This window comes from Micromonospora sp. U21 (assembly GCF_018070045.1).
Taxonomy (GTDB): Bacteria; Actinomycetota; Actinomycetes; order Mycobacteriales; family Micromonosporaceae; genus Micromonospora.
This window is the reverse complement of record NZ_JAGPYK010000008.1, coordinates 38,057-64,228: the sequence shown is the minus strand read 5'-3', so window position 1 is coordinate 64,228 and position 26,172 is coordinate 38,057. Positions and strand designations below refer to the sequence as shown.

Sequence of the window (26,172 nt, the reverse complement as noted above, 5' to 3'; positions counted from 1 at the left end):
ACCATCCCTGACCGGGAAGCCCCGGGGCTCAGGCGGTCGCTCCCGCCGCCACAGCCGGAGCGGGGGCGCCCAGCACGTCGGAGAGCAGTTGGGCGCACCACTCCAGCAGAGCCTGGTCGCGCAGCGGCTCGCCACCGACCCGACGCGTGGTCGGCCGGGGCACGCTGACCTGGTCGGTCGCCTGCTTGTAGACCGCGTCCGGGTGGTAGCGCTTGAGCCGCAGCTGCTTCGAGTCTGGCAGCGGCAGCGGCCCGAACCGGACGTGCTTGCCCTGCATCGACACATCGGACAGGCCGTACCGGCGGGCCAGCAGGCGGAACCGGGCCACCGCCACCAGGTTCTGCACCGGGGCCGGCGGCTCGCCGTACCGGTCGGTCATCTCGGCGACCACCTCGCGCAGCCGCTCCTCGTCGCGCGCCTCGGCGAGCTTGCGGTACATCTCCAACCGCAGGCGCTCCACCCCCACGTAGTCGTGCGGCAGGTGCGCGTCGACCGGCAGGTCGATCTTGACATCGGCCTCCTCCTCCGGCCGCTCGCCCTTGAACGCGGAGACCGCCTCGCCGACCATCCGCACGTACAGGTCGAAGCCGACACCCTCGATGTGCCCGGATTGCTCGCCGCCGAGCAGGTTGCCGGCGCCCCGGATCTCCAGGTCCTTCATCGCCACGTACATGCCGGCGCCCAGCTCGGTGTGCTGGGCGATGGTGGCCAGCCGCTCGTGGGCGTGCTCGGTGAGCGGCTTCTCCGGCGGGTAGAGGAAGTAGGCGTACGCCCGCTCCCGGCCCCGGCCGACCCGGCCACGGATCTGGTGCAGCTGGGCCAGGCCGAGCAGGTCCGCCCGTTCCACGATCAGGGTGTTGGCGTTCGGGATGTCGATGCCGGACTCCACGATCGTGGTGCAGACCAGCACGTCGAACTCCTTCTCCCAGAAGCCGACCATGACCTTCTCCAGGGCCTCCTCGCCCATCTGGCCGTGCGCCACCGCGACCCGCGCCTCGGGCACCAGCTCACGCAGCCGCCGCGCCGCCCGGTCGATCGACTCGACCCGGTTGTGCAGGTAGAAGACCTGCCCGTCGCGGAGCAGCTCCCGGTGGATGGACGCCGCCACCTGCCGGTCGTCCTGCGCGCCCACGAAGGTGAGCACCGGGTGCCGCTCCTCCGGCGGGGTGGCGATGGTGGACATCTCCCGGATGCCGGTGATCGCCATCTCCAGGGTGCGCGGGATCGGCGTGGCCGACATGCTCAGCACGTCGACCGAGGCACGCAGCGTCTTCAGGTGCTCCTTGTGCTCGACACCGAAGCGCTGCTCCTCATCGACGATCACCAGCCCCAGCTGCTTGAACCGGGTGGCGGTCTGGAGCAGCCGGTGGGTGCCGATGACGATGTCGACGGTGCCGTCGGCGACCATCTCCAGCGTCCGCCCCGTCTCCTTCGGAGTCTGGAACCGGGACAGCTGCCGGATCTCCACCGGGAACTGGCTCATCCGCTCGGCGAACGTGTTGTAGTGCTGCTGCACCAGCAGCGTGGTCGGCACCAGCACCGCCACCTGCTTGCCGTCCTGTACCGCCTTGAACGCCGCCCGGACCGCGATCTCGGTCTTGCCGTAGCCGACGTCGCCGCAGATCAACCGGTCCATCGGGACGGTCTGCTCCATGTCCCGCTTGACCTCGTCGATCGCGGCGAGCTGATCCGGCGTCTCCTGCCAGGGGAAGGCGTCCTCCAGCTCCCGCTGCCACGGGGTGTCCGGGCCGAACGAGTGCCCCTTGGACGCCTTGCGGGCGGCGTAGAGCTGGATCAGCTGCGCGGCGATCTCCCGGACCGCCTTGCGGGCACGGGCCTTGGACTTCTGCCAGTCCGAGCCGCCCATCTTGTGCAGGGTCGGCTGCTCGCCGCCCACGTAGCGGGAGAGCTGGTCGAGCTGGTCGGTCGGCACGAAGAGCCGGTCGCCGGGCTGGCCGCGCTTGCTGGCCGCGTACTCGATGACCAGGTATTCCCGGCTGGCGCCGTTGACGGTGCGTTGCACCAGCTCGACGTAGCGGCCGATGCCGTGCTGCTCGTGCACCACGTGGTCGCCGGCCTTGAGCTCCAGCGGGTCGATGGTGTTGCGCCGCCGGCTCGGCATCTTGCGCATGTCCCGCGTCGAGGTGCCCCGACCACCGGTCACGTCATTGCCGGTGAGCAGCACGAAGCGGGACGCCTCGTCGACGAATCCACTGCTCAGCGCGCCACAGGTGACCACGAGCTCGCCCGCGACCGGGGCGGTCGGCACCTCCTCGACGAGCCGGGCGCCCAGCCCGGCGTCCCGCAGCACCTCCACCGCCCGCTGGGCGGGGCCGTGCCCCTCGAAGACCAGCGCGATCGACCAGCCCTCGCCGGCCCAGCGCTTGAGGTCCTCGACCACCCGCGAGGTCTCGCCGTGATAGAGCGGCGCCGGCTGGGCGGACAGGGTCACCGCGATGGCGTCGTCCGGAGTGACGGCGGCCTGCTCCGGCGCATCTTCCCAGGGCTGCCGCGTCTCGGGGGTCTCCGCTTCCACCAGGCCGAACGGGGACACCGTCCACCACGGCTGGCCGAGCTTGCCCGCGGCGGCGCGTACCTCGCCGAGGGTGCGGAAGGCGGCGGCGCCGACGTCCACCGGGGCCTGGCCGCCGACCGCGGCGGCGGCCCAGCTGGCCTGGAGGAACTCCTCCGAGGTACGCACCAGGTCGTGCGCCCGGGTGCGGATCCGCTCCGGGTCGCAGAGCAGCACGTGGGTGGCGGCCGGCATGGCGTCCAGCAGCAGCTCCAGCGAGTCGGGGCCGACCAGCACCGGAGCCAGCGACTCCATCCCCTCCACCGGGATGCCCTCGGCCAGCTTGTCCAGGATCTCGGCCAGCTCCGGGTGCTGCTCGGCGAGCGCGGCGGCCCGCTCACGGACCGGCGGGGTGAGCAACAGCTCCCGGCACGGCGGCGCCCAGAGCAGCGGAACCTGCTCGATGGTCCGCTGGTCGGCGACGGCGAAGGTGCGGATCTCCTCCACCTCGTCGCCCCAGAACTCGACCCGGGACGGGTGCTCGTCGGTGGGCGGGAAGACGTCCAGGATGCCGCCGCGCACCGCGAACTCGCCGCGCTTGGTGACCAGGTCGACCCGGGCGTACGCCATGTCGATCAGCCGGCGGGCGACCTCCTCCAGATCCGCCTCCTCGCCCGCGGCGAGCTGCACCGGCTCCAGGTCGCCGAGCCCCTTGAGCTGCGGTTGGAGCAGCGAGCGGACCGGGGCCACGACCACCCGCAGCGGCCCGGTGCTGCCGTGCGCGTCGGCCGACTCCGGGTGCGTCAGCCGGCGCAGCACCGCCAGTCGCCGGCCGACCGTGTCCGAGCGCGGGGAGAGCCGCTCGTGCGGCAGCGTCTCCCACGATGGGAACACCACCACCTGCTCCGCCGGCAGCAGCCCGCCCAGCGCAGCGGCCAGGTCGTCGGCCTCGCGGGTGGTGGCGGTCACCGCCAGCACCGGCCGGCCGGCCCCGCCACCGGGGCCGTCGGGATCGGCCGCGACAGCGGCCACCGCGAACGGGCGCAGCGCCGGTGGGGCGGTGATGTCGAGGCCGTCGACCTGGGCGGCACCGGAGCGCGCCAGGTCACGCGCCCGGGCCAGCCCGGGGTCGGCCAGGGCGGCGGAGAACAGACCGGTGAGCATGTGATCACTTCCAGGGGAGTCGACGCACACGACGGCTGCCCCTCGTCCGGTCGGACGGGGGGTGCACGACGACCAGCCTATCCCCGTCCACCGACAGCCACCCCCTTCCGCCCAGGTCCACGCCGCGCCACCCCGAAACCGCCGCACCCTGGCGCCCTCGCGCCCCCGTCCGCCGCGTCCTCGCGTCCCGCGTCCCCGCCGTCCCCGCCGTCCTCGCGCCCCGCCAATCCCCGCCGTCCTCGCATCCCGCGCCCCGCCGTCCCCGCCGTCCCCGCCGTCCCGCGCCCCGCCGTCCCGCGCCCCGCGCCCCGCGCCCCGCGCCCCGCGCCCCGCGCCCCGCGCCCCGCGCCCCGCGCCCAAGATCCACACAACTTCAGGGATGTAGGGGCCTCGGCGCGCCGGGAGACCACTATTTCCCTGAAGTTGTGTGGATCTTCGCGCCGCCCACGCCGCCCACGCCGCCGCACCGCCCACGCTGCCCGCGCCGCCGCGCCGCCCACGCCGCCCACGCCGCCCGCGCTGCTGTGTCCGGGCCGGGCGGACCACGCGGACGGACCGGACGACGTGGATCTTGACGGGGAGCGGCGGTCGTGATCGGGTCTTGGCATGAGCGGGCAGTGGCGGGCGCAGTTCGACGCCGAGGTGAGCTTCGCCAACGGCGGTGGGCTGCGCACCGATGGGTTCCGGCTGGACATTCCGGGTCGAGAGATCGCCGACCAGGACCTGGCCGCGTTGTTCGTCCGGCATCTCGGGCTGCTGATGGTCGCCGAGGTCCGGATCAGCGCGAAGACGATCATCGAGGAGCCGCACAAGGGTGGCCGTGGCGTCGCCGTCGGCGAACCCGGCGGCAGCCGGCGGCTGGTCGAGCTGAGCCACGTGATCAGCGACGGGATGACCACCCTGCCCGGTTGGCCCGCGCCGCAGATCGGCGACTGGCTGACGTTCGCGGCGTCCCGCGCCAGCTATGCGCCGGGCACCGAGTTCCGGGTGGCTCGGATCGACATGATCGCCAACACCGGCACCTACCTGGACACCCCCGCACACCGCTGGACCGGCGGCGATGACCTGGCCGGGGTGCCGCTGAACCGGCTCGCCGACCTGCCCGGTGTGGTGGTCCGGGTGCCGGCCGGCACGCGGGCGGTGGACCGGTTGATGCTGGCCCCGTACGAGGTGGCCGGGCGCGCGGTGCTGCTGCACACCGGCTGGGATGCGCACTTCGGCACCGAGCGGTACGGCACGCCGGAGGCGCCGCACCTGACCGGGGACGCCGCCCAGGCACTGGCCGACGCCGGCGTGGCCCTGGTCGGCATCGACTCGATCAACATCGACGACATGAGCCCAGCGGCCGGCGGTGAGCGCCCCGCGCACAGCGCGCTGCTCGCCGCCGGCATCCCGATCGTGGAGCACCTGACCGGCCTGGGCGCCCTGCCGCCGAGCGGCTTCCGCTTCACCGCGGCCCCACCGATGGTGGCCGGCATGGGCACTTTTCCGGTCCGCGCCTTCGCCATCGTCGACAGCTGAGCGCGCTCACAACGGACGGGCCCGTCCGAGCCTCGGCCGCCGCCAGCACCGGAGAGGCCGAGCCCCGCGCCCAAGATCTACACAACTTCAGGGAGGTAGTGGCCTCCGGTGGACCCGGACACCACGGCTTCCCTAACGTTGTGAAAACCAGCCGGGCAGCCGGGCAGCCCGGCGGCCGGACAGGTCAGTAGCGGACCGCGATGCGGCGGGCCTCGGCGTCGACCAGGACCTCTCCGCCGTACGGGATGATCACCTGCGGGTCGGTGTGCCCGAGGTCGACGTCGAAGACCAGTACGGCGTCGGGCGCGTACTCCGCGCAGGCCCGGGTCACCGCGGCCCGCTGGGCCGCCGCGTACGCCCGGCGCTGGTCGATGGTGTGCGGCCGGTCGAAGTCCCACGCCTTGGCCCGCCCGACCAGCACCGCCGGGAAGCTGGCGAGCAGGCCGCGCTCCCCCAGGTTGCGCAGGATCCGGTACACCTCAGTGTCCGAGGGCAGCTCCTGAGAGGTCTCGATCAGCAGGACCGAGCCGGCCAGCGACGCGGCCGGGGCCACCCGGTCGGCGGCGAGCAGCCAGTTGAGCACCTCCAGGTTTCCGCCCCAGGTGCGTCCGCGGACCACGTGGGCCGGGCCCTGCCAGTGCCAGCCCTCGCCCGGCAGCATCACCGGCTCCTCGGCGAGGGTCGTCGGGTCCCGCCAGTCGCGTGGCTCGTCGCCCCATCTTGTCGCCGGGCTGAGGTCGTACCAGTCGGTGCTGAAGAGCGCCGCGCGCAGCGAGCCGAAGGTCAGCGGGTGCGGCGCGCCTGGCCTTCCGAGGTGCACCAGCACCGACCCGCCGTGGTACGCCACGATCCCCAGCCGGTGCAGGTGGTTGAGCACGTTGGTGTTGTCGGAGTAGCCGAAGTAGGGCTTCGGGTTGGCGCGCAGCACGTCGTCGTCGAGGTGCGGAGTGACCCTGATCAGGTCGTCCCCGCCGACGGTGGCGAGCACGGCGGCGATCGTCGGGTCGGCGAACGCGGCAGTGAGGTCGCGGGCGCGATCGCGCGGGTCGGCCCCCATCACCCGGGTGGTCGGGTACTCCACCGGCTCCAGGCCGAACTCCTCGCACAGCCGCCGCAGCCCCAGCTCGTGGACATGCGGGAAGAGGCCCGGCAGGCCGGCGGAGGGTGAGACGACAGCGACCCGGTCGCCCGGCTTCGGCTTGGTGGGGTATCGCGGCACATCCATGATCAGACGGTAGCGGGCAGGACCAGCGGATTTCGCCGGGCGAAACACCGCAGGCAGGGCAGGAGCCTCCCTGGGCTGCCTGGTGGACGAGGCGCCGGACGGGGCCGTCGGGCGAGACCCCGCGCGGGCCGTTGAGGTGATCTCCGAGGTGTTCCGCGTCACGGCGCGCCATGCGGAGAGCCCCTCCTGCCATCCGGCCCGGCGCGGATACCATCCAGGGAGTCGGACAGCGCTGTCCTTCGTACTCACGTAAGGAGCGCATCGTGACCGACCAGCACGACCACGACGGCCCGGACGCCGCGCTGCGCGCCGACATCCGCCGGCTCGGCACCCTCCTCGGGCAGACCCTGGCCCGCCAGGAGGGTCGACCACTGCTCGACCTCGTCGAGGAGATCCGCGCCCAGGTCCGCACCGACGCCCCGGCGGCCGCCCAGCGGCTCGGCGGGCTGGACGTGACCACCGGCACCAAGCTGGCCCGCGCCTTCTCCACCTACTTCCACCTGGCCAACATCACCGAGCAGGTGCACCGTGCCCGGGACCTGCGCCGCCGCCGCGCCGTGCAGGGCGGCTGGCTGGACCAGGCGGCCAAGATGATCGCCGAGCGCGGGGTGCCGGCCGAGGAGATCGCCGCCGCGGCCCGCCGGCTGGCGGTCCGGCCGGTCTTCACCGCGCACCCCACCGAGGCGGCCCGCCGCTCGATCCTGTCCAAGCTGCGGGCCATCGCCGACGAGCTGGACACCGAGACCGCCAACGCGATCCTCTACGGCGCCAGCGACGAGGGCCCGGCGAACCGTCGGCTGGCCGAGCTGCTGGACCTGATGTGGCAGACCGACGAGCTGCGGCTGGACCGGCCGGACCCGACCGACGAGGCCCGCAACGCGATCTACTACCTGCGTGACCTGTACGCCGAGGCCGCGCCCCAGGTGCTCGACGACCTGGCCGACACGCTGCGCACGCTCGGCGTGGAGACCTCGCCGACGGCCCGGCCGTTGAGCTTCGGCACCTGGATCGGCGGTGACCGGGACGGCAATCCCTTCGTCACCCCGGCGGTCACCCGCGAGGTGCTGACCATCCAGCACGAGCACGGCATCGCGGCCACCGAGAAGGCGATGGACCACCTCATCAACGAGGTCTCGGTCTCCCGCCGGCTGCGCGGGGTGTCACTGGACCTCTCCGCCAGCCTCGCCGCCGACCTGGACGCGTTGCCCGAGGTGGCGCCCCGGTTCCGCCGGGTCAACGCCGAGGAGCCGTACCGGCTCAAGGCTCGCTGCGTGAAGGCGAAGCTGGCCAACACCCGGCAGCGGTTGCGCCAGGGCACCGCGCACGTGGCGGGCCGCGACTACCGGGGCTCAGCCGAGCTGATCGCCGACCTGGAGCTGCTGCGCGCCTCGCTGGCCCGCAACTCCGGGCAGCTCACCGCCGTCGGCCGACTGGCCTCCACCATCCGGACGGTCTCCGCGTTCGGCCTGCACCTGGCGACGATGGACGTCCGGGAGCACGCCGAGGCGCACCACGCGGTGCTCGCCCAGCTGTACGGGGCCGTCGGCGAGGTCTCCGACTACCCGGCGCTGTCCCGCCTGGAGCGCACCAAGCTGCTCGCCGACGAGCTGACCGGTCGCCGGCCGCTGTCCACGCTGGACACTCCGCTCTCCGAGCCGGCCCGCAAGACGTTCGACGTGTTCGGCACCATCCGGGAAGCGCAGGACCGGTTCGGCACCGAGGTCATCGAGTCGTACATCATCTCGATGACCCTTGGCGTGGACGACGTGCTGGCCGCGGTGGTGCTGGCCCGCGAGGCCGGGCTGGTCGACGTGCACAGCGGGCGGGCCCGGATCGGGTTCGTGCCGCTGCTGGAGACCCCGGCCGAGCTGAACGCCGGCGGCGAACTCCTCGACGAGCTGCTGTCGCTGCCCGCGTACCGGGCGCTGGTGGCCGCCCGGGGTGACGTGCAGGAGGTCATGCTCGGCTACTCCGACTCCAACAAGGAGGCCGGGATCACCACCAGCCAGTGGTCGATCCACCGGGCGCAGCGCGCGCTGCGCGACGTGGCCGCCCGGCACGGGGTGCACCTGCGGCTGTTCCACGGCCGGGGCGGCACGGTGGGGCGCGGCGGCGGGCCGACGCACGAGGCGATCCTGGCCCAGCCGTACGGCACGTTGGACGGCGCGATCAAGGTGACCGAGCAGGGCGAGGTGATCTCGGACAAGTACAGCCTGCCCTCGCTGGCCCGGGAGAACCTGGAGCTCACCCTCGCCGCGGTGCTTCAGGCGACCCTGCTGCACACCGGTCCCAGGCAGCCGGCGGAGATGCTCGAACGCTGGGACGCCGCCATGGACGTGGTCTCCGAGTCGGCGTACCGGTCGTACCGGTCGCTGGTCGAGGACCCGGACCTGCCCGCGTACTTCTGGGCGTCCACCCCCACCGAGCTGCTCGGCGCGCTGAACATCGGCTCCCGACCGGCGAAGCGCCCGAACACCGGTGCCGGGCTGTCCGGGTTGCGGGCCATCCCGTGGGTGTTCGGCTGGACGCAGACGCGGCAGATCGTGCCGGGCTGGTTCGGCGTCGGCGCGGGGCTGGCCGCCGCCCGCGAGGCCGGGCTGGCGGACGTGCTGGCCGAGATGCACCGCAACTGGCACTTCTTCCGCACGTTCCTGTCGAACGTCGAGATGATGTTGACCAAGACCGACCTGAGCATCGCCCGCCGGTACGTCGAGACGCTGGTGCCGAAGAAACTGCACCCGATCTTCGAGCAGATCGAGCAGGAGTACGAGCTGACCAAGCGGGAGGTGCTGGCGGTGACCGCCTCACCCGCCCTGTTGGAGAACTCGCCGGTGCTCCAGCGCACCCTCGCGGTGCGGGACACCTACCTGGAGCCGTTGCACCACCTCCAGGTGGCGTTGCTGCGGCAGTACCGGGAGTCCGGTGCCGCCGGACGGGCGGTGGCGACCGCGCCGGGCGGCCGGCGCGCCCCGAGCGATGGCACGGCGCTGGAGCGGGCGCTGCTCACCACGGTGAACGGCATCGCCGCCGGGATGCGCAACACCGGTTGAGCGACCGCACGAAACAGGCCCCGGTCTGCGCGACCGGGGCCTGTTCGCGTGTCACTCGGCGGCGCTCACCAGTCGCCGCCTCCGAAATCACCGCCGCCGAAGTCGCCCCCACCGAAACCGCCGCCGCCGAAGTCGCCACCCGCGTAGTCCCCGCCGCCGACGTCGCCGCCCTGGTCCCCACCGTCGTAGCCCTGATCGCCGCCCTGGTCACCGGCGTCCGCGCCCTGGTCGGCGCCGTCACCGGAGCCCTCCTGGTGGCCCTCGTCATAGCCGTACCCCGGGTCGGCGAAGGCCGGCGAGAACAGCGCGTCGGCGATCAGGATGCCGCCGAGCACGCCCGCGCCGGCGCCCAGTGCCGTCTTCCACCAGGGCGTCGAGTACCAGCCCGCCGGCACCGGCCGGCCCTGGTAACGACCACCGGGGTAGTAGTAGGGCGTTTCCCGACCCGGCTGCGGACCGGCCCGGAAGGTCTGCCCCTGCACGTCGACCTCCCGCTCCTTGGTGAGCTGCCCGACGCCCCGCGCGGCGGCCAGCGCCGGCACCTCGGGCCCCGGGTCGATCCCCAGCGCCGTCCGCGCCGCCCGGATGTACGCCAGCCCCTCCAGCGCGGTCTCCCGAGCCAGCGCGAACTGGTGCGGCGTACGCGCCTGCTCCAGCTGCGAGCCCGCCGCGTTGTACCGCTCACCGGCGTCGGACAGGGCCTGGCGGACCGCCGGCTCGTCGCCGTGCAGGGTCATCAACTGGCCGCCGAGGCGCTCGTACCAGCGTTGCGCCTCCGCGCGGGCGTCACCGAGGGCGGTGCGCTGCCGGGCGGTGGCCTGGGCGCGGATGATCGCTGCGGCGCCCAGCACGCCGACCACCACGACGGCGAGGCACAGCAGAAGTTCCATGTCATCGAACGTACCCCCGGCTCGCACATCGTATCCGTCTGGCAAGCTCCGGTGATGGACGTCTCGACGCTGCTCCTGGTGATCGTGTGCCTCGGCGCCGGCGGGGCGGTGGGCTGGCTCGCGGCCCGGTCCCGGTCGGCGGCCGACATCGCCCGGCTGGACGCCACGCTGACCGCGACCCGGGAGGGCGAGGGGCGCCTGGAGCAGTCCATGCGGGCGCTCAGCTACGAGGCCACCGCCCAGTCCCAGGAGGCGGTGGCCCGCGCGGTGGCGCCGCTGCACGAGACCCTGCGCCGCTACGAGCAGCGGGTCGCCGATCTGGAGCACGACCGGGTCGACGCGTACGCCGAGCTGCGTGAGCAGGTCCGCTCGATGAACGCGGTCTCCGGCGAGCTGCGCACCGAGACCAAGCAGCTGGTGGCTGCGCTGCGCGCGCCGCAGGTGCGGGGTCGCTGGGGCGAGCACCAGCTGCGCCGGATCGTCGAGGCGGCCGGCATGCTGGAGCACTGCGACTTCTCCGAGCAGGTCACCGCCGCCACCGACGAGCAGGTCGTCCGCCCGGACCTGGTGGTCCGGCTGCACGGCGGCCGGTCGGTGGTGGTGGACGCCAAGGCGCCGTTCGACGCGTACCTCACCGCGATGGAGGCCCGCGACGAGCGCGGCCGGGACACGCACCTCGACGCGCACGCCCGGCACCTGCGGGGGCACGTCGACGCCCTGGCCGCCAAGTCCTACTGGGCCGCGTTCGACAGCTCGCCGGAGTTCGTGGTGCTGTTCGTCCCCGCCGACCCGTTCCTCGACGTCGCGCTCCAGCGTGACCCGACGCTGCTGGAGCACGCCTTCGCCCGCAACGTGGTGCTGGCCACGCCGGCCACCCTGGTCGCCCTGCTCCGCACGGTGGCCTACTCCTGGCGGCAGGAGGCGCTGGCCCGCAACGCGCTCGCGGTGCACACGCTGGCCCGGGAGCTGTACAGCCGGCTCGCCACCCTCGGCGACCACGTGGGCAAGCTCGGCTCGTCGCTGGCCGGCGCGGTGACCGCGTACAACCGGGCGGTCGGCTCGCTGGAGGCCCGGGTGCTGGTCAGCGCCCGCAAGCTCGCCGAGCTGGGTGTCTCGGACGAGGAGCTGGCCAGCCCGGCCCAGGTCGAGCTGACCCCCCGTCAGCCCCAGGCGCCCGAGCTGCTGGACGACGCCGTCCCCGTCGACCGCGACCGCTGACCGGTCCGCCGGCTGGTGGGCAGCGGGCCACCCGCTGGCCCACGGGAGCCGGGTCAGCTACGGTGCGCGCCCTCCACGACGAACGGCGTGCCCTGCTGGCAGGTGGTCATCATGCCGGGCTCCACCCGGCCGGTGACGGTCACCTTGGCGCCGGCCCTCAGCACGTCCCGCGGGCCGCCGATCAGCAGGTAGCCGTCGAGCAGCACGCAGTTCGGCTCCACGCCAGGGGTGATCGTGCCGGTGAGTTCGGTGGCTCCGACCGGCGGCGGGACGGTGGGTCCACCGGGTGGTTTGAGCGTCGAGGAGGGGGTGGGTGTCCCCGGGACGGGGGTCGACGGGACGGGGGTCGACGGGACGGGGGTCGACGGGACGGTCGCCGACGGGCTGGGCTGCCCGGTCGCCGGTGACGATCCGCTCGGGGCGGGGGTGGCAGGGCCGTCCGTGTCGCCGCAGGCGCTCAGCGCCGCGCAGACCACCAGGGCGGAGACGACGAGCCGAAAGGTCCTCATGCCGGTTTCGACGCGCCGGAGTGGCGGGGCGTTCCCGCCGGAACCCGGCCGACGCCACTCAACCGCGGGCCGCCGCGGCCTTCATGTCCCGCTTCAGCTCCTGCGGCAGCGAGAAGGTGAGCCGCTCGTTGGCGGTGGTGATCTCCTCGACGTCGGCGAAACCGCGCGCGGCCAGGTGCGTGAGCACATCCCGGACCAGATCCTCGGGGACGCTCGCGCCGGAGGTCACGCCGACGGTGCGGGCGTCGGCCAGCCAGGCGTCGTCGATCTCGTGGGCGAAGTCGACCAGGTGACCGGCGCGGGCGCCGGCGTCCAGGGCCACCTCGACCAGCCGGACCGAGTTGGACGAGTTCCGCGAGCCGACGACGATCACCACGTCACAGTCCGGGGCGATCTCCTTGACCACGTGCTGCCGGTTGGAGGTGGCGTAGCAGATGTCGTCGCTGGGCGGCGACTGGAGCAGCGGAAGCCGCTGCTTGAGCCGGGCGACCGTCTCCAACGTCTCGTCCACCGAGAGCGTGGTCTGGGAGAGCCAGACGACCTTCTCCGGGTCGCGGACGGTGATCTTGTCGACGCCGTCCGGGCCGTCCACCAACTGGATGTGGGCGGGAGCCTCGCCGGCGGTGCCGACGACCTCCTCGTGCCCCTCGTGACCGATCAGCAGGATGTCGTAGTCCTCGGCGGCGAACCGCTTCGCCTCCTGGTGCACCTTGGTGACCAGCGGGCAGGTCGCGTCGATCGCCTTCAGCGAACGCACCTTCGCCTGCTCGTAGACCTCGGGGGCCACGCCGTGCGCGGAGAAGATGACGGTGGCGCCCTCCGGGACCTCCTCGTTCTCCTCCACGAAGATCGCGCCCTGGGCCTCCAGGGTCTGCACGACGTGCTTGTTGTGCACGATCTGCTTGCGGACGTAGATCGGGGCGCCGTAGAGCTTCAGCGCCTCCTCGACGGTCTGCACCGCGCGGTCGACGCCCGCGCAGTAGCCGCGGGGCTTGGCCAGGAGCACGCGCTTGCCGGTCTGGGGGGTCGCCTGAGCCTCGGTCACCCGCCCATCGTACGTGTCCGATTTCCCGGCGGCAGCGGCTGCGACCCCGCGCCAGCTCCGCCCAGCCCTCGTTGATCAAAGTTGTTGCCCCGACCCGCCGTCAAGGCGGGCGATAACTTCATGATCAACGGGTCGGGCGGGGTGGGTCGTAGGGTGGGCGGGTGAGTGACGGGGCGCGGAGCAGCGCGGAGGAGCCGTGGCCGGTCCGGGTGGTCAGCCAGAAGGTGGGCGCCTGGATCGCGAAGCTCGGCTGGGTGTGGGTGGACGGGCAGGTGGCGCAGATCAGCCGCCGACCCGGGGCCAGCACCGTCTTTCTCACCCTGCGTGACCCGTCGGCCGACCTGAGTCTGACCGTCACCACCAACCGGGACGTGCTGGACGCCGGCGCTCCCGAGCTACGCGAGGGCGCCCGGGTGGTGCTGCACGCCAAACCGGAGTTCTACGCCGCCCGGGGCACGCTGAGCCTGCGCGCCGACGAGATCCGCCAGGTGGGGCTGGGTGAGCTGCTGGCCCGGCTGGACAAGCTCAAGAAGCTGCTCGCCGCCGAAGGGCTGTTCGACCGGGCCCGCAAGCGCCGGCTGCCGTTCCTGCCCGGCCGCATCGGGCTGATCACCGGCCGGGCGTCGGCCGCCGAGCGGGACGTGCTGACCAACGCACGGCGGCGCTGGCCGGCGGTGGAGTTCCGGACGGTCAACGTGGCCGTGCAGGGCCCGTCCGCGGTGCCGCAGATCATCGACGCGCTCAAGGTGCTGGACGCCGACCCGAGCATCGACGTGATCGTCATCGCCCGGGGCGGCGGCGGCATCGAGGACCTGCTGCCCTTCTCCGACGAGGCGCTCTGCCGGGCGGTGTTCGGCTGCCGTACCCCGGTGGTCAGCGCGATCGGTCACGAGACGGACGCCCCGCTGATCGACTACGTCGCCGACGTCCGCGCCTCCACCCCGACCGACGCGGCCAAACGGGTGGTCCCCGACCTCACCGAGGAGGTACGCCTCATCGGCCAGGCCCGGCACCGCCTCGAGCGGGCGGTACGCAACCTGGTCGACCGGGAGTCCCACCGGCTCGACGGGCTGCGCTCCCGTCCGGTGCTGGCCCGGCCCCAGGTGATGGTGGAGCAGCGGGCGACCGACCTGGGCGCGCTGCGTCAACGGGCCGGACGGTGCCTGGACCACCGGCTCGCCGCGGCCGACGACGAGCTGCGGCACACCCTGGCCCGGCTCCGCGCCCTCTCACCCGCCGCCACCCTCGACCGGGGGTACGCGATCGTGCAGCGCGCGGACGGTCACGTGGTCCGCGCGGCGGCCGACGTCGGCAAGGGCGACCCGCTGCGGGTCCGCCTGGCCGACGGTGAGCTGGCCGCCACGGTGGACGGCTGAGTGGCGGGGCGCGGCGGTCGGAGAGTGGTGTGCTGAGATGGACGCGATGACTGACGACACGAAGGCCGGGCCGGACGAGCGGCTCAGCTACGAGCAGGCCCGTGCCGAGCTGGCCTCGGTGGTGGAGCGGCTGGAGGCCGGCGGCACCTCCCTGGAGGAGTCGCTGGCGCTCTGGGAGCGCGGCGAGGCCCTGGCGGTGATCTGCCAGCGCTGGCTGGACGGCGCCCGGGCGCGGATCGAAGCCGCCCGGCAGGAGCCCGCCTCCTGACCGCCGGTGGGGCGACCGGAGCCGCCCCACCCGCGTACGACCGTCAGTTGAACAGGCTGTACAGCTCGGCCGGCGCCTCGACGACCTGGTTCGCCGGCGGCTTCTGCGCGGCGGTGGCGGCACCGTAGTCGGAGTACGTCATCCGGATCTCCTGGGCCGCGGTCTGCCCGGCGGCCGGGAGTTGCAGCACCAGCTCGCTGAGCCGGCCCTGCGGATCCACCTTCGCGGTGAACGGCACCGTCTTCGCCTGGGTGCCCAGCGCGGCGATCGTGGCGGCGTTCAGCGAGCCGGCCTCGGCCGCCTTGGTGACGTCGATGGTGCCGGCGTACGTGCCGGTGCCGGTGCTGCGGACCTCGGTGATGCCCTGGGTCAGCACCGCGCTGCCGGCCGGGTCGACCTTCTCGAAGTCGAAACCGAGGCTCCGGTTGCCCTTGATCCGGGTCTGGTCCAGGTGCTGGTACTTGCCGAGGTTGAGCTGCTTGACGGCGGGCAGGCTGTCGGCGGTGGGGCCGGTCAGCTCCAGCTTCACCCAGCTGTCCGGCTTGAAATGGATCACGTCGAGCTTCATGGCCAGGTCGGACGAGGGGCCGCCGATGGCGATCTTCATGGCCGCGCTCTGGCTCGGCTGGTGCACCTGGCCCTCCGCCGTGGATCCGGCGCCGGCGAGGGTGAAGCGGAAGTTTCCGTTGCTGATCTCCTTGGTGGAGTCGAGCAGCGCCTGCTTGGCGTCGCCCGCCACGGGCGAGCCGGACGGGCTCGGCGCGCCGGAGGCGCTCACCGTCGGGGACGCGGTCGATCCGGCGGTAGAGGTCCCATTGCTGTTGCAGGCGGCCAGACCGGGCGTGAACAGGGCGGCGGCTACCAGGCCGGCACTGAGTCGTCGAACAGTCATACGTGTCTCCCAAGGGGGTCACCCGACGACCAGGACGGCGCCGGAAACCGGGCGACGCAGCAGCACCTTCGGCTGCGCCGCGCGACCCGGGCCGAGCAGCGCGCCCGGGTCACTCCCTCCTTGTTCCCTGTCGACACGTCGCACAATCACCCGACTGTCCGGTTGTCGCCGGGGCCCGTGCGACGGGAACGGGGCGGCCTTCGTACGGCCGTAGCGCCGCCGACCGGAACGGGGTGGCCGCCGTCAGCGCAGCGCCTCGGCGAGGTGGCGCAGTTCGTTGTCCCGGGCATCACCGACGACGATGACCGTACGGGCCGGCTCCAGCAGGACCAGCGCCTGTTGGTTGCCCCGGGCGGTGTACCGCTGCCAGGTGCGCCCGGCCAGCTCCGTCGGGCCCTGCGGCTGACCCTGGCCGGTCAGCTCGGCCGGGAGCAGCCGCTCCGCCGGCACACTGCTCTGCAGCAGCTGAACGCCCCGCCCCTCCGGCGTGAGGTAGCCGATCCGCAGGTTCGCGCCGTCCTCCACCGTCTGGTAGCGGGCGCTGACCGTACGCCAGTCCGAACCCAGGCCCTCCGGCTGGCTCACCGGGAAGACGTTGGCCGACCGGGCCTGCTCGATCGCCGGCGCCGGATCGACCGTGGTCGGCTCGTCGCCGCCGAGGAAACCCCGGTAGAACGCCAGCAGCAGCGCGATCGGGATCAGCAGCACCAGCAGCGAGATCGCCATGTCCTTGGGTGACCGCTCGGATCGGGCGGCCTCCGCCCGCGGCGGCGGCGCGGGCCGCTCGCCGGTCTCGGCGGCGGCGTCGGTGGCGGGACCGCTCCGGACCGGCTCGTCCGCGGGGCTCGGCTCGACCAGGGCCGGCTCGTCGGCCGGCGCCGTCGGGTCGGTCGCGGCAGGCTCGGCACCGGATCCGGCGGGGAGGCCCGCCGGCGGCTGGCCGTCGGGCGGCGTGCGGTCGTCGGGTACACGGTCGGCTGGCTGTGCGGGTTCCACCCTGCCATCTTCGCAGCCGCCCGACCGGCGGTATCCGGGCCATCACCGCCCCGGGCCGATGCCGGGTCAGCCATCGTGTGAGGATCAGCGACAAAGCCGGCAGCGGGAGGCGTCCCGCAGTCGGTCCACCCCGCACCGTCGCGAGGAGGAGCAGCCGTCATGACGAACACCAGGACGCGGATCCCACAGGATCTCGACCGTAACCTTGCCCTCGACCTGGTCCGGGTCACCGAGGCCGCGGCGATGGCCGCCGGCCGCTGGGTCGGCCGGGGCGACAAGGAGGGCGGCGACGGGGCCGCCGTCGACGCCATGCGCAAACTGATCAACTCGATCCAGATGCGCGGCGTCGTGGTGATCGGCGAGGGCGAGAAGGACAACGCCCCGATGCTCTTCAACGGCGAACAGGTCGGCGACGGTACCGGCCCGGAGGTGGACGTCGCGGTCGACCCCGTCGACGGCACCACGCTGATGAGCAAGGGCATGCCGAACGCGCTGGCGGTGCTCGCCGTCTCCGAGCGCGGCGCGATGTTCGACCCGAGCGCCGTCTTCTACATGGAGAAGCTCGCCGTCGGGCCAGCGTACGCCGACGTGGTGGACATCAACGCCGGGGTGGCCGACAATCTGCGGCGGATCGCCAAGGTCAAGGGCACCGACGTCTCCGAGGTGACGGTCTGCGTGCTGGACCGCAGCCGCCACGACGACCTGGTCGCGCAGATCCGCCGGACCGGGGCGGGCATCCGGTTCATCTCCGACGGGGACATCGCCGGCTCCATCGCGGCGGCCCGGGGCGAGTCGGACGTCGACGTGCTGATGGGCATCGGTGGCACCCCCGAGGGCATCATCTCCGCCTGCGCGCTGAAGTGCATGGGCGGGGCGATGCAGGCCAAGCTCTGGCCGCGCGACGCCGAGGAGCGGGAGAAGGCGCTCGCCGCCGGGCACGACCTGGACCGGGTGCTGGGCACGGACGACCTGGTCACCGGGGACAACTGCTTCTTCGTCGCGACCGGCGTCACCTCCGGCGATCTGCTGCGCGGGGTGCGCTACCGGGCCGGCGGCGCGTACACCCAGTCGATCGTGATGCGCTCCAAGAGCGGCACCATCCGTGTGATCGACTCGTACCACCGGCTGGAGAAGCTGGCGCTCTACTCGGCGGTCGACTTCGACGGTCGTCCACTGGCCGAGCAGGAGTGAGCGTCACCGGCACGGCGACGCCGCAGACCCTGTCAGCAACCCGCCGGATCACCGGCGTCGCGCTGGCGTCGGTCTCCGGGGTCGCGGTGGCGGTGCAGTCTCGGATCAACGGCGAGCTGGGGGTACGCCTGGCCGACGGGTTCGCCGCCGCGATCGTCTCGTTCGGCATCGGCCTGCTGGTGCTGCTGGTTCTGGTGCCGGCCACCCCCGGCGGCCGGCGAGGGCTGGTCGGGGTGCGGGCCGCCCTCGCGTCGGGCGCGCTGCGGCCGTGGCAGTGCCTCGGCGGCATGTGCGGGGCGTTGCTGGTGGCCACCCAGGGGCTCACCATCGGCACGTTGGGCGTGGCGGTGTTCACCGTCGCGGTGGTCGCCGGGCAGACCGGGAGCGGCCTGGCGGTGGACCGGGCGGGGATCGGGCCGACCGGTCGGCAGCCGGTCACCCGGCAGCGGCTGGCCGGCGCGGTGCTCACCGTGCTGGCGGTCGGTCTGGCGGTCGGCGACCGGTTCGGTGACCCGGGCACGCTGGTGCTGGCCCTGCTGCCGCTGGTGGCCGGGGTGGGCACCGCCTGGCAGCAGGCGGTCAACGGCCGGGTCCGGGCGGCGGCCGACAGCGCGCTGACCGCCACGCTGATCAACTTCGCGGTCGGCACGGTCACCCTGCTCGTCGCGTTCGCGGTCGACACCGCGGTACGCGGCTGGCCGACCGGCCAGCTGCCGACCGAACCGTGGCTCTACCTGGGTGGCCCGATCGGCATCGTGTTCATCGCGATCGCCGCGGCGATCGTGCGCTTCACCGGTGTGCTGCTGCTCGGCCTCGCCACGATCGCCGGCCAGATCGTGGGGGCCGTCCTGTTGGACCTGGTGCTGCCCACCGCGGCTTCGCACCCCGGCCCGAACACCCTGCTCGGCGCCGCGCTGACCATGGTGGCCGTGCTGATCGCCGCGCTCGCGCCGCCCGGCCGCCGCTGAGCGGACCGGCCGGGTGGCGGGCGGGGTTCAGCGGCGCAGGGCCCCAACGGTCTCCTTCACCACCTGGTCGATGGGGGTCGGTCGGACACCGAGGGTGGCGGTGGCCGCGGTCGAGTCCATCAGGAACGGACGGTCGAACTGGTAGGCGGTCTCCCGCAGTTCGCGGATGAACGGGTCGGTCAGGCCGCCCAGCCACAGCACCGGGTAGGGCATCCGGATCAACTTGGGCGCGGGTGCCCCGGCCAGCGCCGCGGCCCGGTTGGCCAGTTCGCGCATCGGCGCTGCCGGCGCGCTGGGCACGTGCCAGGCCCGTCCCCAGGCCTGCGGGTCGGCCGCTGCCGCGACGAGGGTACGGGCGACGTCGGCGATGTACGTCCAGGTGTGCGGGGCGTCCCAGTCGACTGGTAGGAAGACCCGCTGCCCGGCGAGCACCCGGGGCAGCACCATCATCGCCAGCGAGGTGCCACCGGCGCCGACGTAGTCGGAGCCGCGCACCTCGGTGACCCGGACCCGGTCGGCCCGGTGGGCGGCGAGCGCGTCGGCCCACATCCGGTTGCGCACGCGACCCTTGGTGCCGGCCGCGTTCTCCGGGGTCTGCTCGGTCATCGGACCGTCGACCGGCCCGTACCCGTAGAGGTTGCCGACCGTGGCGAGCACCGCGCCGGTCCGCTCGGCGGCGGCGAGCAGGGCGCCGGCCAGTGGCGGCCAGTCGGTCGGCCACCGGTGGTAGGCCGGGTTCGCGCAGTTGTACAGCGCCTGCGCGCCGGTGGTGAGTGTGGTGAGGCGCTCGGCGTCGGCGGCGTCGGCGGCGACCCGCTCGATGGCGGGGTGCTCCGGTCCGTTGCCCCGGCGGCTGACGACGCGGACCTGCTCGCCGCGCTCGGCGAGGAGACGGGCGGTGGCGGTGCCGACCGGGCCGGTGCCGACGATCACGTGCAGTGCCATGACAAGACCTTTCGAAGCGGGGGTACGAAACAAGAGCGGTGCTCTCGGTGCACCACCACCATGCCTGCTGGTCGGACCATTCGTCAAGAGCAGTGCTCTCTATTTTGATTGGCGCTCCGTTTCGTGGCAGAGTGATCCCATGCCCGCTTCCTCGATCCGCGCCCGTGTCCGCGCCGAGATGATCGACGAGATCAAGGCGGTGGCCCGCCGCCACCTGGCCACCGACGGCGCCAACCTGTCGCTGCGGGCGGTCGCCCGGGACATGGGGATGGTCTCCTCCGCCATCTACCGCTACGTCCCGAGCCGCGACGACCTGCTCACCGCGCTGATCCTGGAGGCGTACGACGGGCTCGGCGACGCGGTGGAGGCCGCCGACGGCAGCACCGAGCGGCACGACCTGCGCGGCCGCTGGCACGCCGTGTGCCGGGCCGCGCGGGACTGGGCTATCACCCACCCCGCCGAGTACGCGCTGCTCTACGGCAGCCCGGTGCCCGGGTACGCCGCCCCCGAGGACACCGTCCTACCGGCCCAGCGCCCCCCGCTGACCCTCGTCGGCATCCTCCGCGACGGCCTGGCCGACGGGTTGCTCACGGTGCCCGCCGACGACCTGCCGGAGCCGGTCCACGCCGACCTGGCCGAGTTGGCCGACGCCTTCTTCCCCGGGTTGCCCACCGCCCTTCTCGCCCGGGGCATGGCTGGCTGGACGCAGCTCTTCGGGCTGATCAGCTTCGAACTGTTCGGCCGGTTGAACCAGACCATCGCGCACCGGGACGGGTACTTCGACCACCAGGTCGGGCTGATGGCCGACCTGATCGGCCTGCCCCGCCCGGAGTGACCGACGGTCACGGACCCGAACCGGCCCGCTGCCGGCACCGAGGTCAGCCGGCGTCGGACGAGTGCCCGGGGAACAGGTGGGCGCTCGGGTCGATGGCCACCGCAGCGTTGTTGACCGCCGTCGCGGCCTCGCCGAAGCCGGTCGCGATCAGCCGGACCTTGCCCGGGTACTCGGTGATGTCGCCGGCCGCGAAGACCCGGGACAGGTTCGTCGCCATGGCGCTGTCCACCAGGATGTGCCGGCGGTCCAGTCGCAGCCCCCACTCGGCGAGCGGGCCCAGGTCGGCGGTGAAGCCGAGTGCGGCCACCACGGTGTCCACCGGCAGCGTCTCGGTCGCGCCACCGCGTACGGTCACCTCGGCGCCGGTCACCGTGCCATCCCCGAACAGCCGGGTGACCTCGGCGTTGACCACCACCCGCACCGGCAGCGACAGCACTCGGGCGACCGTCGAGGCGTGCGCCCGGAACTTCTCCCGCCGGTGGACCAGGGTCACCGAGCGGGCCAGCGGTTGCAGCGTCAACGCCCAGTCGAACGCGGAGTCGCCGCCACCGACGATCAGCACGTCCCGGTCGGCCAACTCGGTCGGCTCGGGTACGAAGTAGACGATCCCGGCGCCGGGCGCGCTGTCGGCGCAGGGCAGCGGCCGAGGACTGAAGCTGCCCAGTCCGCCGGTGATCACCACAGCGCCGCAGCCGAGCTGCTCGCCACCGGCCAACCCGAGCACCGGCCGCTCATCGGCGTACGAGAGCTTCTCGGCCCGGGTGCCGAGCAGGTAGCGCGGGCCGAACGGGGCGGCCTGAGCCACCAGGTTGGCGACCAGATCGCGGCCCTTGACGGCGGGGAACCCGGCCACGTCGAGGATCAGCTTCTCCGGGTACATCGCGGTGACCTGACCGCCCGGCTCCGGCAGCGCGTCGATCACCGCCACCGACAGCCCTCGGAACCCGGCGTAGTACGCGGCGAAGAGGCCGGCCGGACCGGCCCCGATCACGGCAACATCGACCTCACGCATGGCGTACCGTCGCTTTCCGCTCACGGATCAACGCTTGCTGATCTCGACGGTAGGCGGGTGGCAGCGGTCGGGCAAGCACGTCCCAGAGGCGCGCCGAGGAACCGGTCAGGAAAGGCTGAGCGTGGACCCCGTGTAGTCCGAGCCACCGACGACGGGCCGGCGACGACGGAACAGGATCGCGGCCACCACCCCGCCGAGCAGCCCGAACAGGTGCCCCTGCCAGGAGATCCGCTCGTCGGTGGGGAGGATGCCGACCAGCTGCCAGCCGTAGAGCAGGCCGACCAGCAGGAAGACGGCGAAGTTCCACCAGCTGCGCTCGAAGATGCCCCGGGTGAGCAGAATGCCCAGGTACCCGAAGATCACCCCGCTGGCGCCGACCACCACCGAGTTGGGCGAGCCGGTGAACCAGACGCCGAGCCCGCTGACCAGGATGATGATCAGGGTCGACCAGAGGAAACGGCGGGCGCCGGCGGCCAGCACGAAGGTGCCCAGCAGGATCAGCGGGATGCTGTTGCTGTAGAGGTGGTCGAAGCCGTGGTGCAGGAACGGGGAGAAGAAGACCCCGTCCAGCCCGTCGATACGCTGCGGGATGATGCCGGCGGTGGCGTCCAGGCCGAACTCGAGCCCCTGGTCGACGGCCTCGATGAGAAAGAGGAACGGGACCGCCGCGCACATCGCGACGAAGGCCCGGCCGAGCGCGGCGTAGAACGCCTCGGTGCCGAACCGGTGGGGGTCGCCGCTTCCGGGGTGCAGGGTCACCCCCCAACTGCTATCAGTAAAAGGGGCTGACCGCCACTCACGTCCCGTGGGACCGGCACCGCGACGCGCGACGGCGGGACGGGTTGCCGTCGCACACCCGCCCCGCCGTCGACACCGTCAGTAGTGGCCGTTGCTCTGGAAGTAGCCCCAGGCGCCGCAGGGCGTGTCGTACCTGCCCTTGATGTAGCCCAGCCCCCACTTGATCTGGGTGGCCGGGTTCGTCCGCCAGTCGTCGGCGACGGTTCCCATCTTGCTGCCCGGCAGGGCCTGTGGGATCCCGTACGCACCGGACGAGGAGTTGCTGGCCTTGTGGTTCCAGCCGCTCTCCTTGGTCCAGAGCTTCTCCAGGCACGGGAACTCGGCGATACCGAAACCCGCATCGATCATCATGGCGCAGCCGACCTTGCGGTTGCCGCTGTACTCGGCGCAGGACGCCGGAATCGGCCCGTCGTACGGCTTGGGCTTCTCCGCCGCCTCCCGCTCCGCCGCCTCGCGCGCGGCCTTGCGGGACGCCGCGGCGGCCTTGGCCTTGCGGGCCCGCTCGGCGGCTTCCTTGGCGGCCTGCGCCGCCCGGAGCTTGGCCTCGTACTCGGCGGCCCGCTGCTTGGCGAACTTCACCTGGTGGGCGGCCTGCCGCTCGCGCTGGTAGGCGAAATCGGCGCGGTCGACCTCAAGGCCGACCTGCGCGGTCAGGCCCTGTTGCTGGGTTTCGCGGTCTTCGCCCAGGTAGAAGCCACCGGCAACGCCCACGGAGAGCAGCGCGACAGCAGCCGTACGGGCGCCCAACCGGCTCCACAGCCGACTCACGAAGTGGTCCCTTCGTCGGGGGCAAGGACGCGGCGCGGCGCCAGCCACACGAGGGCCGCCAGCCGTGCCGCGAGCGCCCCGACCGGTTGCCGGTCGCGCCGACGCACCGGCCTTCGCCGATGTCGTCCATCTCGGGACGAACGATCACCAACGATTCCCCTGGTGCGTGGGCGCTCGTTGGACACCATCGCGCACAGTGAGACCGATGGGAAACCAACCGCGCCGTTTGTGATCTGCGCCACACCGAAAATGTGGACGAACCCCTACATAAGCACCATCAAAGCGGGATGTCCTCCAGCAGATCCGTCACCATGGCGGCAATCGGCGACCGCTCCGAACGGCTGAGCGTGACGTGGGCGAAGAGCGGATGGCCCTTGAGCGCCTCGATCACCGCGGTCACGCCGTCGTGCCGCCCGACCCGCAGATTGTCCCGCTGGGCCACGTCGTGGGTGAGCACCACCCGGGAGCCCTGCCCGATCCGGGACAGCACCGTCAACAGCACGCCGCGCTCCAGCGACTGGGCCTCGTCAACGATCACGAAGGCGTCGTGCAGGCTGCGTCCACGGATGTGGGTCAACGGCAGCACCTCGAGGATGCCTCGCGAGGTCACCTCTTCCAGCACGTTCTCGTGCACCACCGCCCCGAGCGTGTCGAAGACCGCCTGGGCCCAGGGCGACATCTTCTCCGACTCCGACCCGGGCAGGTAGCCCAGCTCCTGGCCGCCGACCGCGTACAACGGGCGGAACACGATCACCTTCTTGTGCCGGCGGCGCTCCATCACCGCCTCCAGCCCCGCGCAGAGCGCCAACGCCGACTTGCCGGTGCCGGCCCGACCACCCAGCGAGACGATCCCGATCGACTCGTCCAGCAGCAGGTCGAGGGCGATCCGCTGCTCGGCCGAGCGGCCGTGCAGCCCGAACGCCTCCCGATCGCCCCGGACCAACCGGACCGACTTGTCCGGCAGCACCCGGCCGAGCGCGGAGCCGCGCCCCGAGTGCAGCACCAGGCCCGTGTGGCAGGGCAGACCGGCCGCTTCGTCCACGTCGAGCGCTTCGCCGGCGTACAGGCGGCCGATCTGGTCCTCGCCCAGCTCCAGCTCGGACATGCCGGTCCAGGTCGGGTCGCTGGCCTGGCCGTGCCGGTACTCGTCGGCCCGCAGGCCCACCGAGGCGGCCTTGACCCGCAGCGGCATGTCCTTGCTGACCAGGGTGACCTCCCGCCCCTCGGCGGCGAGGTTGAGCGCCACGGAGAGGATCCGGGCGTCGTTGCTCTCGGTGCGGAACCCGGGCGGCAGCACTCCGTCGTCGGTGTGGTTGAGCTCCACCCGCAACGTGCCGCCGTGGTCGTTGGCGGGCACCGGGTGGTCGAGTCGCCCGTGCGTGATGCGCAGTTCGTCGAGCATCCGCAGCGACTGCCGGGCGAACCAGCCCAACTCCGGATGGTGCCGCTTGCCCTCCAGCTCGGTGATGACCACGAGGGGCAGGACCACTTCGTGCTCGGCGAACCGGTGGAAGGCCGCCGGGTCGGACAGCAGCACGGAGGTGTCCAGGACGAAGGCCTGGCCGGCTGGTCGCGGCTCCTTGAGGTCTGCCGGCGCGGCGGCCGCCGTACGGCGACCCCTGGTGGCGCGGCGGGTCGTGGCAGTCGCGGCCGGGGTCTGATCGGCACCGGCGGTCGAACGGCGAGTCGTCACAGGCCTGCTCCGACGGATGGGCACCCGCCACCCGTGTTCCGCCTCCTCCGGCGCCCGGGGACACGGGGTCGGATGCGGAACCCCGTGCGCGAGGTCGCAGATCCGGGCGGACCGGCTGGCCCGGGAGAACCCCGTGCCATGCCTAGACGCTAGCGGCGGCGGACCCTCCCGGCTAGAGGGCGATCGTGGATCTTCGGAGACCGCCGTGTGAACACCGCACAGCCCGACGCGACCGCGTCCGGGCCGGCGCTGGCGGGGCGCGGCGGAGCCGGCCGGGATGCATGCCCCCTGCGCGCATCCCGGCCGGTGGGGCCACCGTCACCGGTCTGACGTGGCCCCGACGGTGCGTGTCCGCCGCGGACGACGCACCGCGCTCGTGGCGCCGGTCGGCGGATCCGCGCCCGGCGGCCCGCCGACCGGCCTCAGCCGGTCCGTCGGACGAGTGTGCCGGTCGGGTGCCGCCCGGTGATCGGAGCGGCCGGCGCGGTGAACGACGAGCCGGTGTAGGTGGTGCCGGGGCGGGCGACCGTGCCCGCGGACCGCACGACGCCCGCAGGTGAGACCGACAGGGCGGAGGCGATGGCCGCCTGGGCGTCGCGCCGACGCCGGTTCCAGGCACCCCGGTCACCGTCGAAGTAGCCCTGCCGGTAGCCGAAGCGGTAGCCGATGCGGTAGCTGAGCTGGCCGTGCAGACGGCCGGCCGCATAACTGGTGGCGCCGAGCACCAGGACGAGGAAGACCGCGAGGAACGGGCTCATCGGGCGGCCCCAGCCCGGCCCGCACGCCGGATCATCGCTCCTCCGGCTCGACCGCGGTGGGATCCGCGACGAGCAGCCGGTCCAGGTCGTCGGTGCTGACCTCCTCGACCAGCTCGACGCTGATCCGGCAGCCGTCCAGCAATACCTCGGCCACGGAGGAACGGCGGATCTCTCCGCCAGCGTCGTAGACCCGCACGCTCAGCTCGGGGCAGCCGAGATGGGTACGCCAGGCGTTCCACTCGGTGCGATCGCCGACGCTCAGCGACAGGTAGCGGCAGCCTCGGGCGAGGTAGAGGCGCCACGGGGCGGTCAGCCCCGCGGCCACCCCCTCGGCAATCAGCCCGAAGGCCTGGGCCCGGGTGGCGAGCTCGGTCACCACACCCCCCTCGCGCCGGGGGCGTGACGCATGTGAGCACCAATCGTCTCATGCACGTGACACACCGTAGATTGTCCCATGAGCGTGACAGTATCAGCTTTTCGTCCGTTTACCGCCGCCCCTAAGGGCATCTATTCTGCCCGGGTGACACCCCTCAACAGT

At 72.9% G+C, this 26,172-nt stretch carries 23 protein-coding genes; 8 read left to right on the top strand and 15 right to left on the bottom strand.

Annotated elements, in window-relative coordinates:
- Positions 1 to 28: 28 nt before the first annotated feature.
- On the bottom strand, positions 29 to 3,676 hold the full coding sequence (gene mfd, locus KBX63_RS13165; protein WP_210911302.1) for a transcription-repair coupling factor: 3,648 nt from the start codon (positions 3,674 to 3,676) through the stop codon (positions 29 to 31).
- 606 nt (positions 3,677 to 4,282) lie between these two features.
- On the opposite strand from mfd, the gene KBX63_RS13160 reads away from it, so the two are divergent.
- Positions 4,283 to 5,197 carry a cyclase family protein gene (locus tag KBX63_RS13160; protein ID WP_210911301.1) on the top strand — a complete coding sequence of 305 codons (915 nt, stop codon included), beginning with the start codon at positions 4,283 to 4,285 and terminating at the stop codon, positions 5,195 to 5,197.
- A gap of 184 nt (positions 5,198 to 5,381) precedes the next feature.
- Here the strand turns inward: KBX63_RS13160 and KBX63_RS13155 are convergent, their stop codons facing one another.
- On the bottom strand, positions 5,382 to 6,422 hold the full coding sequence (locus KBX63_RS13155; protein WP_210911300.1) for a S66 peptidase family protein: 1,041 nt from the start codon (positions 6,420 to 6,422) through the stop codon (positions 5,382 to 5,384).
- Positions 6,423 to 6,685: 263 nt separating this feature from the next.
- Between KBX63_RS13155 and ppc the strand changes: the two genes are divergently transcribed.
- Positions 6,686 to 9,472: a phosphoenolpyruvate carboxylase gene (gene ppc, locus KBX63_RS13150; protein ID WP_210911299.1), complete on the top strand. Its 2,787-nt coding sequence runs from the start codon at positions 6,686 to 6,688 to the stop codon at positions 9,470 to 9,472.
- 65 nt (positions 9,473 to 9,537) lie between these two features.
- On the opposite strand, the gene KBX63_RS13145 is transcribed toward ppc, so the two are convergent.
- Positions 9,538 to 10,362, bottom strand: coding sequence for a hypothetical protein (locus KBX63_RS13145; RefSeq protein ID WP_210911298.1), 825 nt, complete (start codon positions 10,360 to 10,362; stop codon positions 9,538 to 9,540).
- A 54-nt stretch (positions 10,363 to 10,416) separates the two neighbouring features.
- Here KBX63_RS13145 and KBX63_RS13140 point away from each other — a divergent pair, with 54 nt between their 5' ends.
- Positions 10,417 to 11,580, top strand: a complete 1,164-nt coding sequence (locus KBX63_RS13140) for a DNA recombination protein RmuC (protein WP_074316837.1) — start codon at positions 10,417 to 10,419, stop codon at positions 11,578 to 11,580.
- Between the two features lie 53 nt (positions 11,581 to 11,633).
- On the opposite strand, the gene KBX63_RS13135 is transcribed toward KBX63_RS13140, so the two are convergent.
- Together KBX63_RS13135 and KBX63_RS13130 are read right to left on the bottom strand one after the other, a co-directional pair.
- Positions 11,634 to 12,089 carry a hypothetical protein gene (locus KBX63_RS13135; RefSeq protein WP_210911297.1) on the bottom strand — a complete coding sequence of 152 codons (456 nt, stop codon included), beginning with the start codon at positions 12,087 to 12,089 and terminating at the stop codon, positions 11,634 to 11,636.
- Positions 12,090 to 12,147: 58 nt separating this feature from the next.
- Positions 12,148 to 13,134, bottom strand: coding sequence for a 4-hydroxy-3-methylbut-2-enyl diphosphate reductase (locus KBX63_RS13130; RefSeq protein WP_210911296.1), 987 nt, complete (start codon positions 13,132 to 13,134; stop codon positions 12,148 to 12,150).
- Positions 13,135 to 13,295: 161 nt separating this feature from the next.
- Between KBX63_RS13130 and xseA the strand changes: the two genes are divergently transcribed.
- Both xseA and KBX63_RS13120 read left to right on the top strand, forming a co-directional pair.
- Positions 13,296 to 14,510, top strand: coding sequence for an exodeoxyribonuclease VII large subunit (gene xseA / locus KBX63_RS13125; protein ID WP_210911295.1), 1,215 nt, complete (start codon positions 13,296 to 13,298; stop codon positions 14,508 to 14,510).
- 46 nt (positions 14,511 to 14,556) lie between these two features.
- On the top strand, positions 14,557 to 14,778 hold the full coding sequence (locus tag KBX63_RS13120) for an exodeoxyribonuclease VII small subunit (RefSeq protein WP_053655421.1): 222 nt from the start codon (positions 14,557 to 14,559) through the stop codon (positions 14,776 to 14,778).
- Positions 14,779 to 14,821: 43 nt separating this feature from the next.
- On the opposite strand, the gene KBX63_RS13115 is transcribed toward KBX63_RS13120, so the two are convergent.
- From KBX63_RS13115 to KBX63_RS13110, 3 genes are all read right to left on the bottom strand, one after another.
- Complete coding sequence (locus tag KBX63_RS13115) at positions 14,822 to 15,670, bottom strand: hypothetical protein (protein WP_210911294.1); 849 nt, start codon at positions 15,668 to 15,670, stop codon at positions 14,822 to 14,824.
- An 18-nt stretch (positions 15,671 to 15,688) separates the two neighbouring features.
- The gene (locus KBX63_RS35970) at positions 15,689 to 15,820 is read right to left on the bottom strand and encodes a hypothetical protein (protein ID WP_256443035.1); all 132 of its coding nucleotides are present in this window, start codon (positions 15,818 to 15,820) and stop codon (positions 15,689 to 15,691) included.
- 93 nt (positions 15,821 to 15,913) lie between these two features.
- Entirely contained in the window at positions 15,914 to 16,666 is a 753-nt protein-coding gene (locus KBX63_RS13110; RefSeq protein ID WP_210911293.1) for a DUF4245 domain-containing protein, read from the bottom strand.
- A 159-nt stretch (positions 16,667 to 16,825) separates the two neighbouring features.
- Between KBX63_RS13110 and glpX the strand changes: the two genes are divergently transcribed.
- Together glpX and KBX63_RS13100 are read left to right on the top strand one after the other, a co-directional pair.
- Positions 16,826 to 17,857 (top strand): class II fructose-bisphosphatase, encoded by a 1,032-nt coding sequence (glpX, locus tag KBX63_RS13105; protein WP_210911292.1) that lies wholly within the window; start codon positions 16,826 to 16,828, stop codon positions 17,855 to 17,857.
- Positions 17,854 to 18,825, top strand: coding sequence for a DMT family transporter (locus tag KBX63_RS13100; RefSeq protein WP_210911291.1), 972 nt, complete (start codon positions 17,854 to 17,856; stop codon positions 18,823 to 18,825). Before glpX ends, KBX63_RS13100 begins: the two co-directional genes overlap by 4 nt.
- A 27-nt stretch (positions 18,826 to 18,852) precedes the next feature.
- On the opposite strand, the gene KBX63_RS13095 is transcribed toward KBX63_RS13100, so the two are convergent.
- The gene (locus KBX63_RS13095; protein ID WP_210911290.1) at positions 18,853 to 19,770 is read right to left on the bottom strand and encodes an NAD-dependent epimerase/dehydratase family protein; all 918 of its coding nucleotides are present in this window, start codon (positions 19,768 to 19,770) and stop codon (positions 18,853 to 18,855) included.
- Between the two features lie 139 nt (positions 19,771 to 19,909).
- Here KBX63_RS13095 and KBX63_RS13090 point away from each other — a divergent pair, with 139 nt between their 5' ends.
- Entirely contained in the window at positions 19,910 to 20,605 is a 696-nt protein-coding gene (locus KBX63_RS13090) for a TetR/AcrR family transcriptional regulator (RefSeq protein ID WP_210911289.1), read from the top strand.
- 43 nt (positions 20,606 to 20,648) lie between these two features.
- On the opposite strand, the gene KBX63_RS13085 is transcribed toward KBX63_RS13090, so the two are convergent.
- From KBX63_RS13085 to KBX63_RS13060, 6 genes are all read right to left on the bottom strand, one after another.
- Positions 20,649 to 21,617: an NAD(P)/FAD-dependent oxidoreductase gene (locus tag KBX63_RS13085; protein WP_210911496.1), complete on the bottom strand. Its 969-nt coding sequence runs from the start codon at positions 21,615 to 21,617 to the stop codon at positions 20,649 to 20,651.
- A 105-nt stretch (positions 21,618 to 21,722) separates the two neighbouring features.
- Positions 21,723 to 22,376, bottom strand: coding sequence for a rhomboid family intramembrane serine protease (locus KBX63_RS13080; protein WP_210911288.1), 654 nt, complete (start codon positions 22,374 to 22,376; stop codon positions 21,723 to 21,725).
- A 117-nt stretch (positions 22,377 to 22,493) separates the two neighbouring features.
- The gene (locus KBX63_RS13075; RefSeq protein ID WP_210911287.1) at positions 22,494 to 23,183 is read right to left on the bottom strand and encodes a lytic transglycosylase domain-containing protein; all 690 of its coding nucleotides are present in this window, start codon (positions 23,181 to 23,183) and stop codon (positions 22,494 to 22,496) included.
- 277 nt (positions 23,184 to 23,460) lie between these two features.
- Positions 23,461 to 24,876, bottom strand: a complete 1,416-nt coding sequence (locus tag KBX63_RS13070) for a PhoH family protein (RefSeq protein ID WP_210911286.1) — start codon at positions 24,874 to 24,876, stop codon at positions 23,461 to 23,463.
- A 422-nt stretch (positions 24,877 to 25,298) separates the two neighbouring features.
- Positions 25,299 to 25,634: a hypothetical protein gene (locus KBX63_RS13065; protein WP_074316807.1), complete on the bottom strand. Its 336-nt coding sequence runs from the start codon at positions 25,632 to 25,634 to the stop codon at positions 25,299 to 25,301.
- Positions 25,635 to 25,665: 31 nt separating this feature from the next.
- A complete protein-coding gene (locus KBX63_RS13060) occupies positions 25,666 to 26,010 on the bottom strand; it encodes a hypothetical protein (RefSeq protein ID WP_210911285.1) in 345 nt (114 codons plus the stop codon).
- Positions 26,011 to 26,172: the final 162 nt, after the last annotated feature.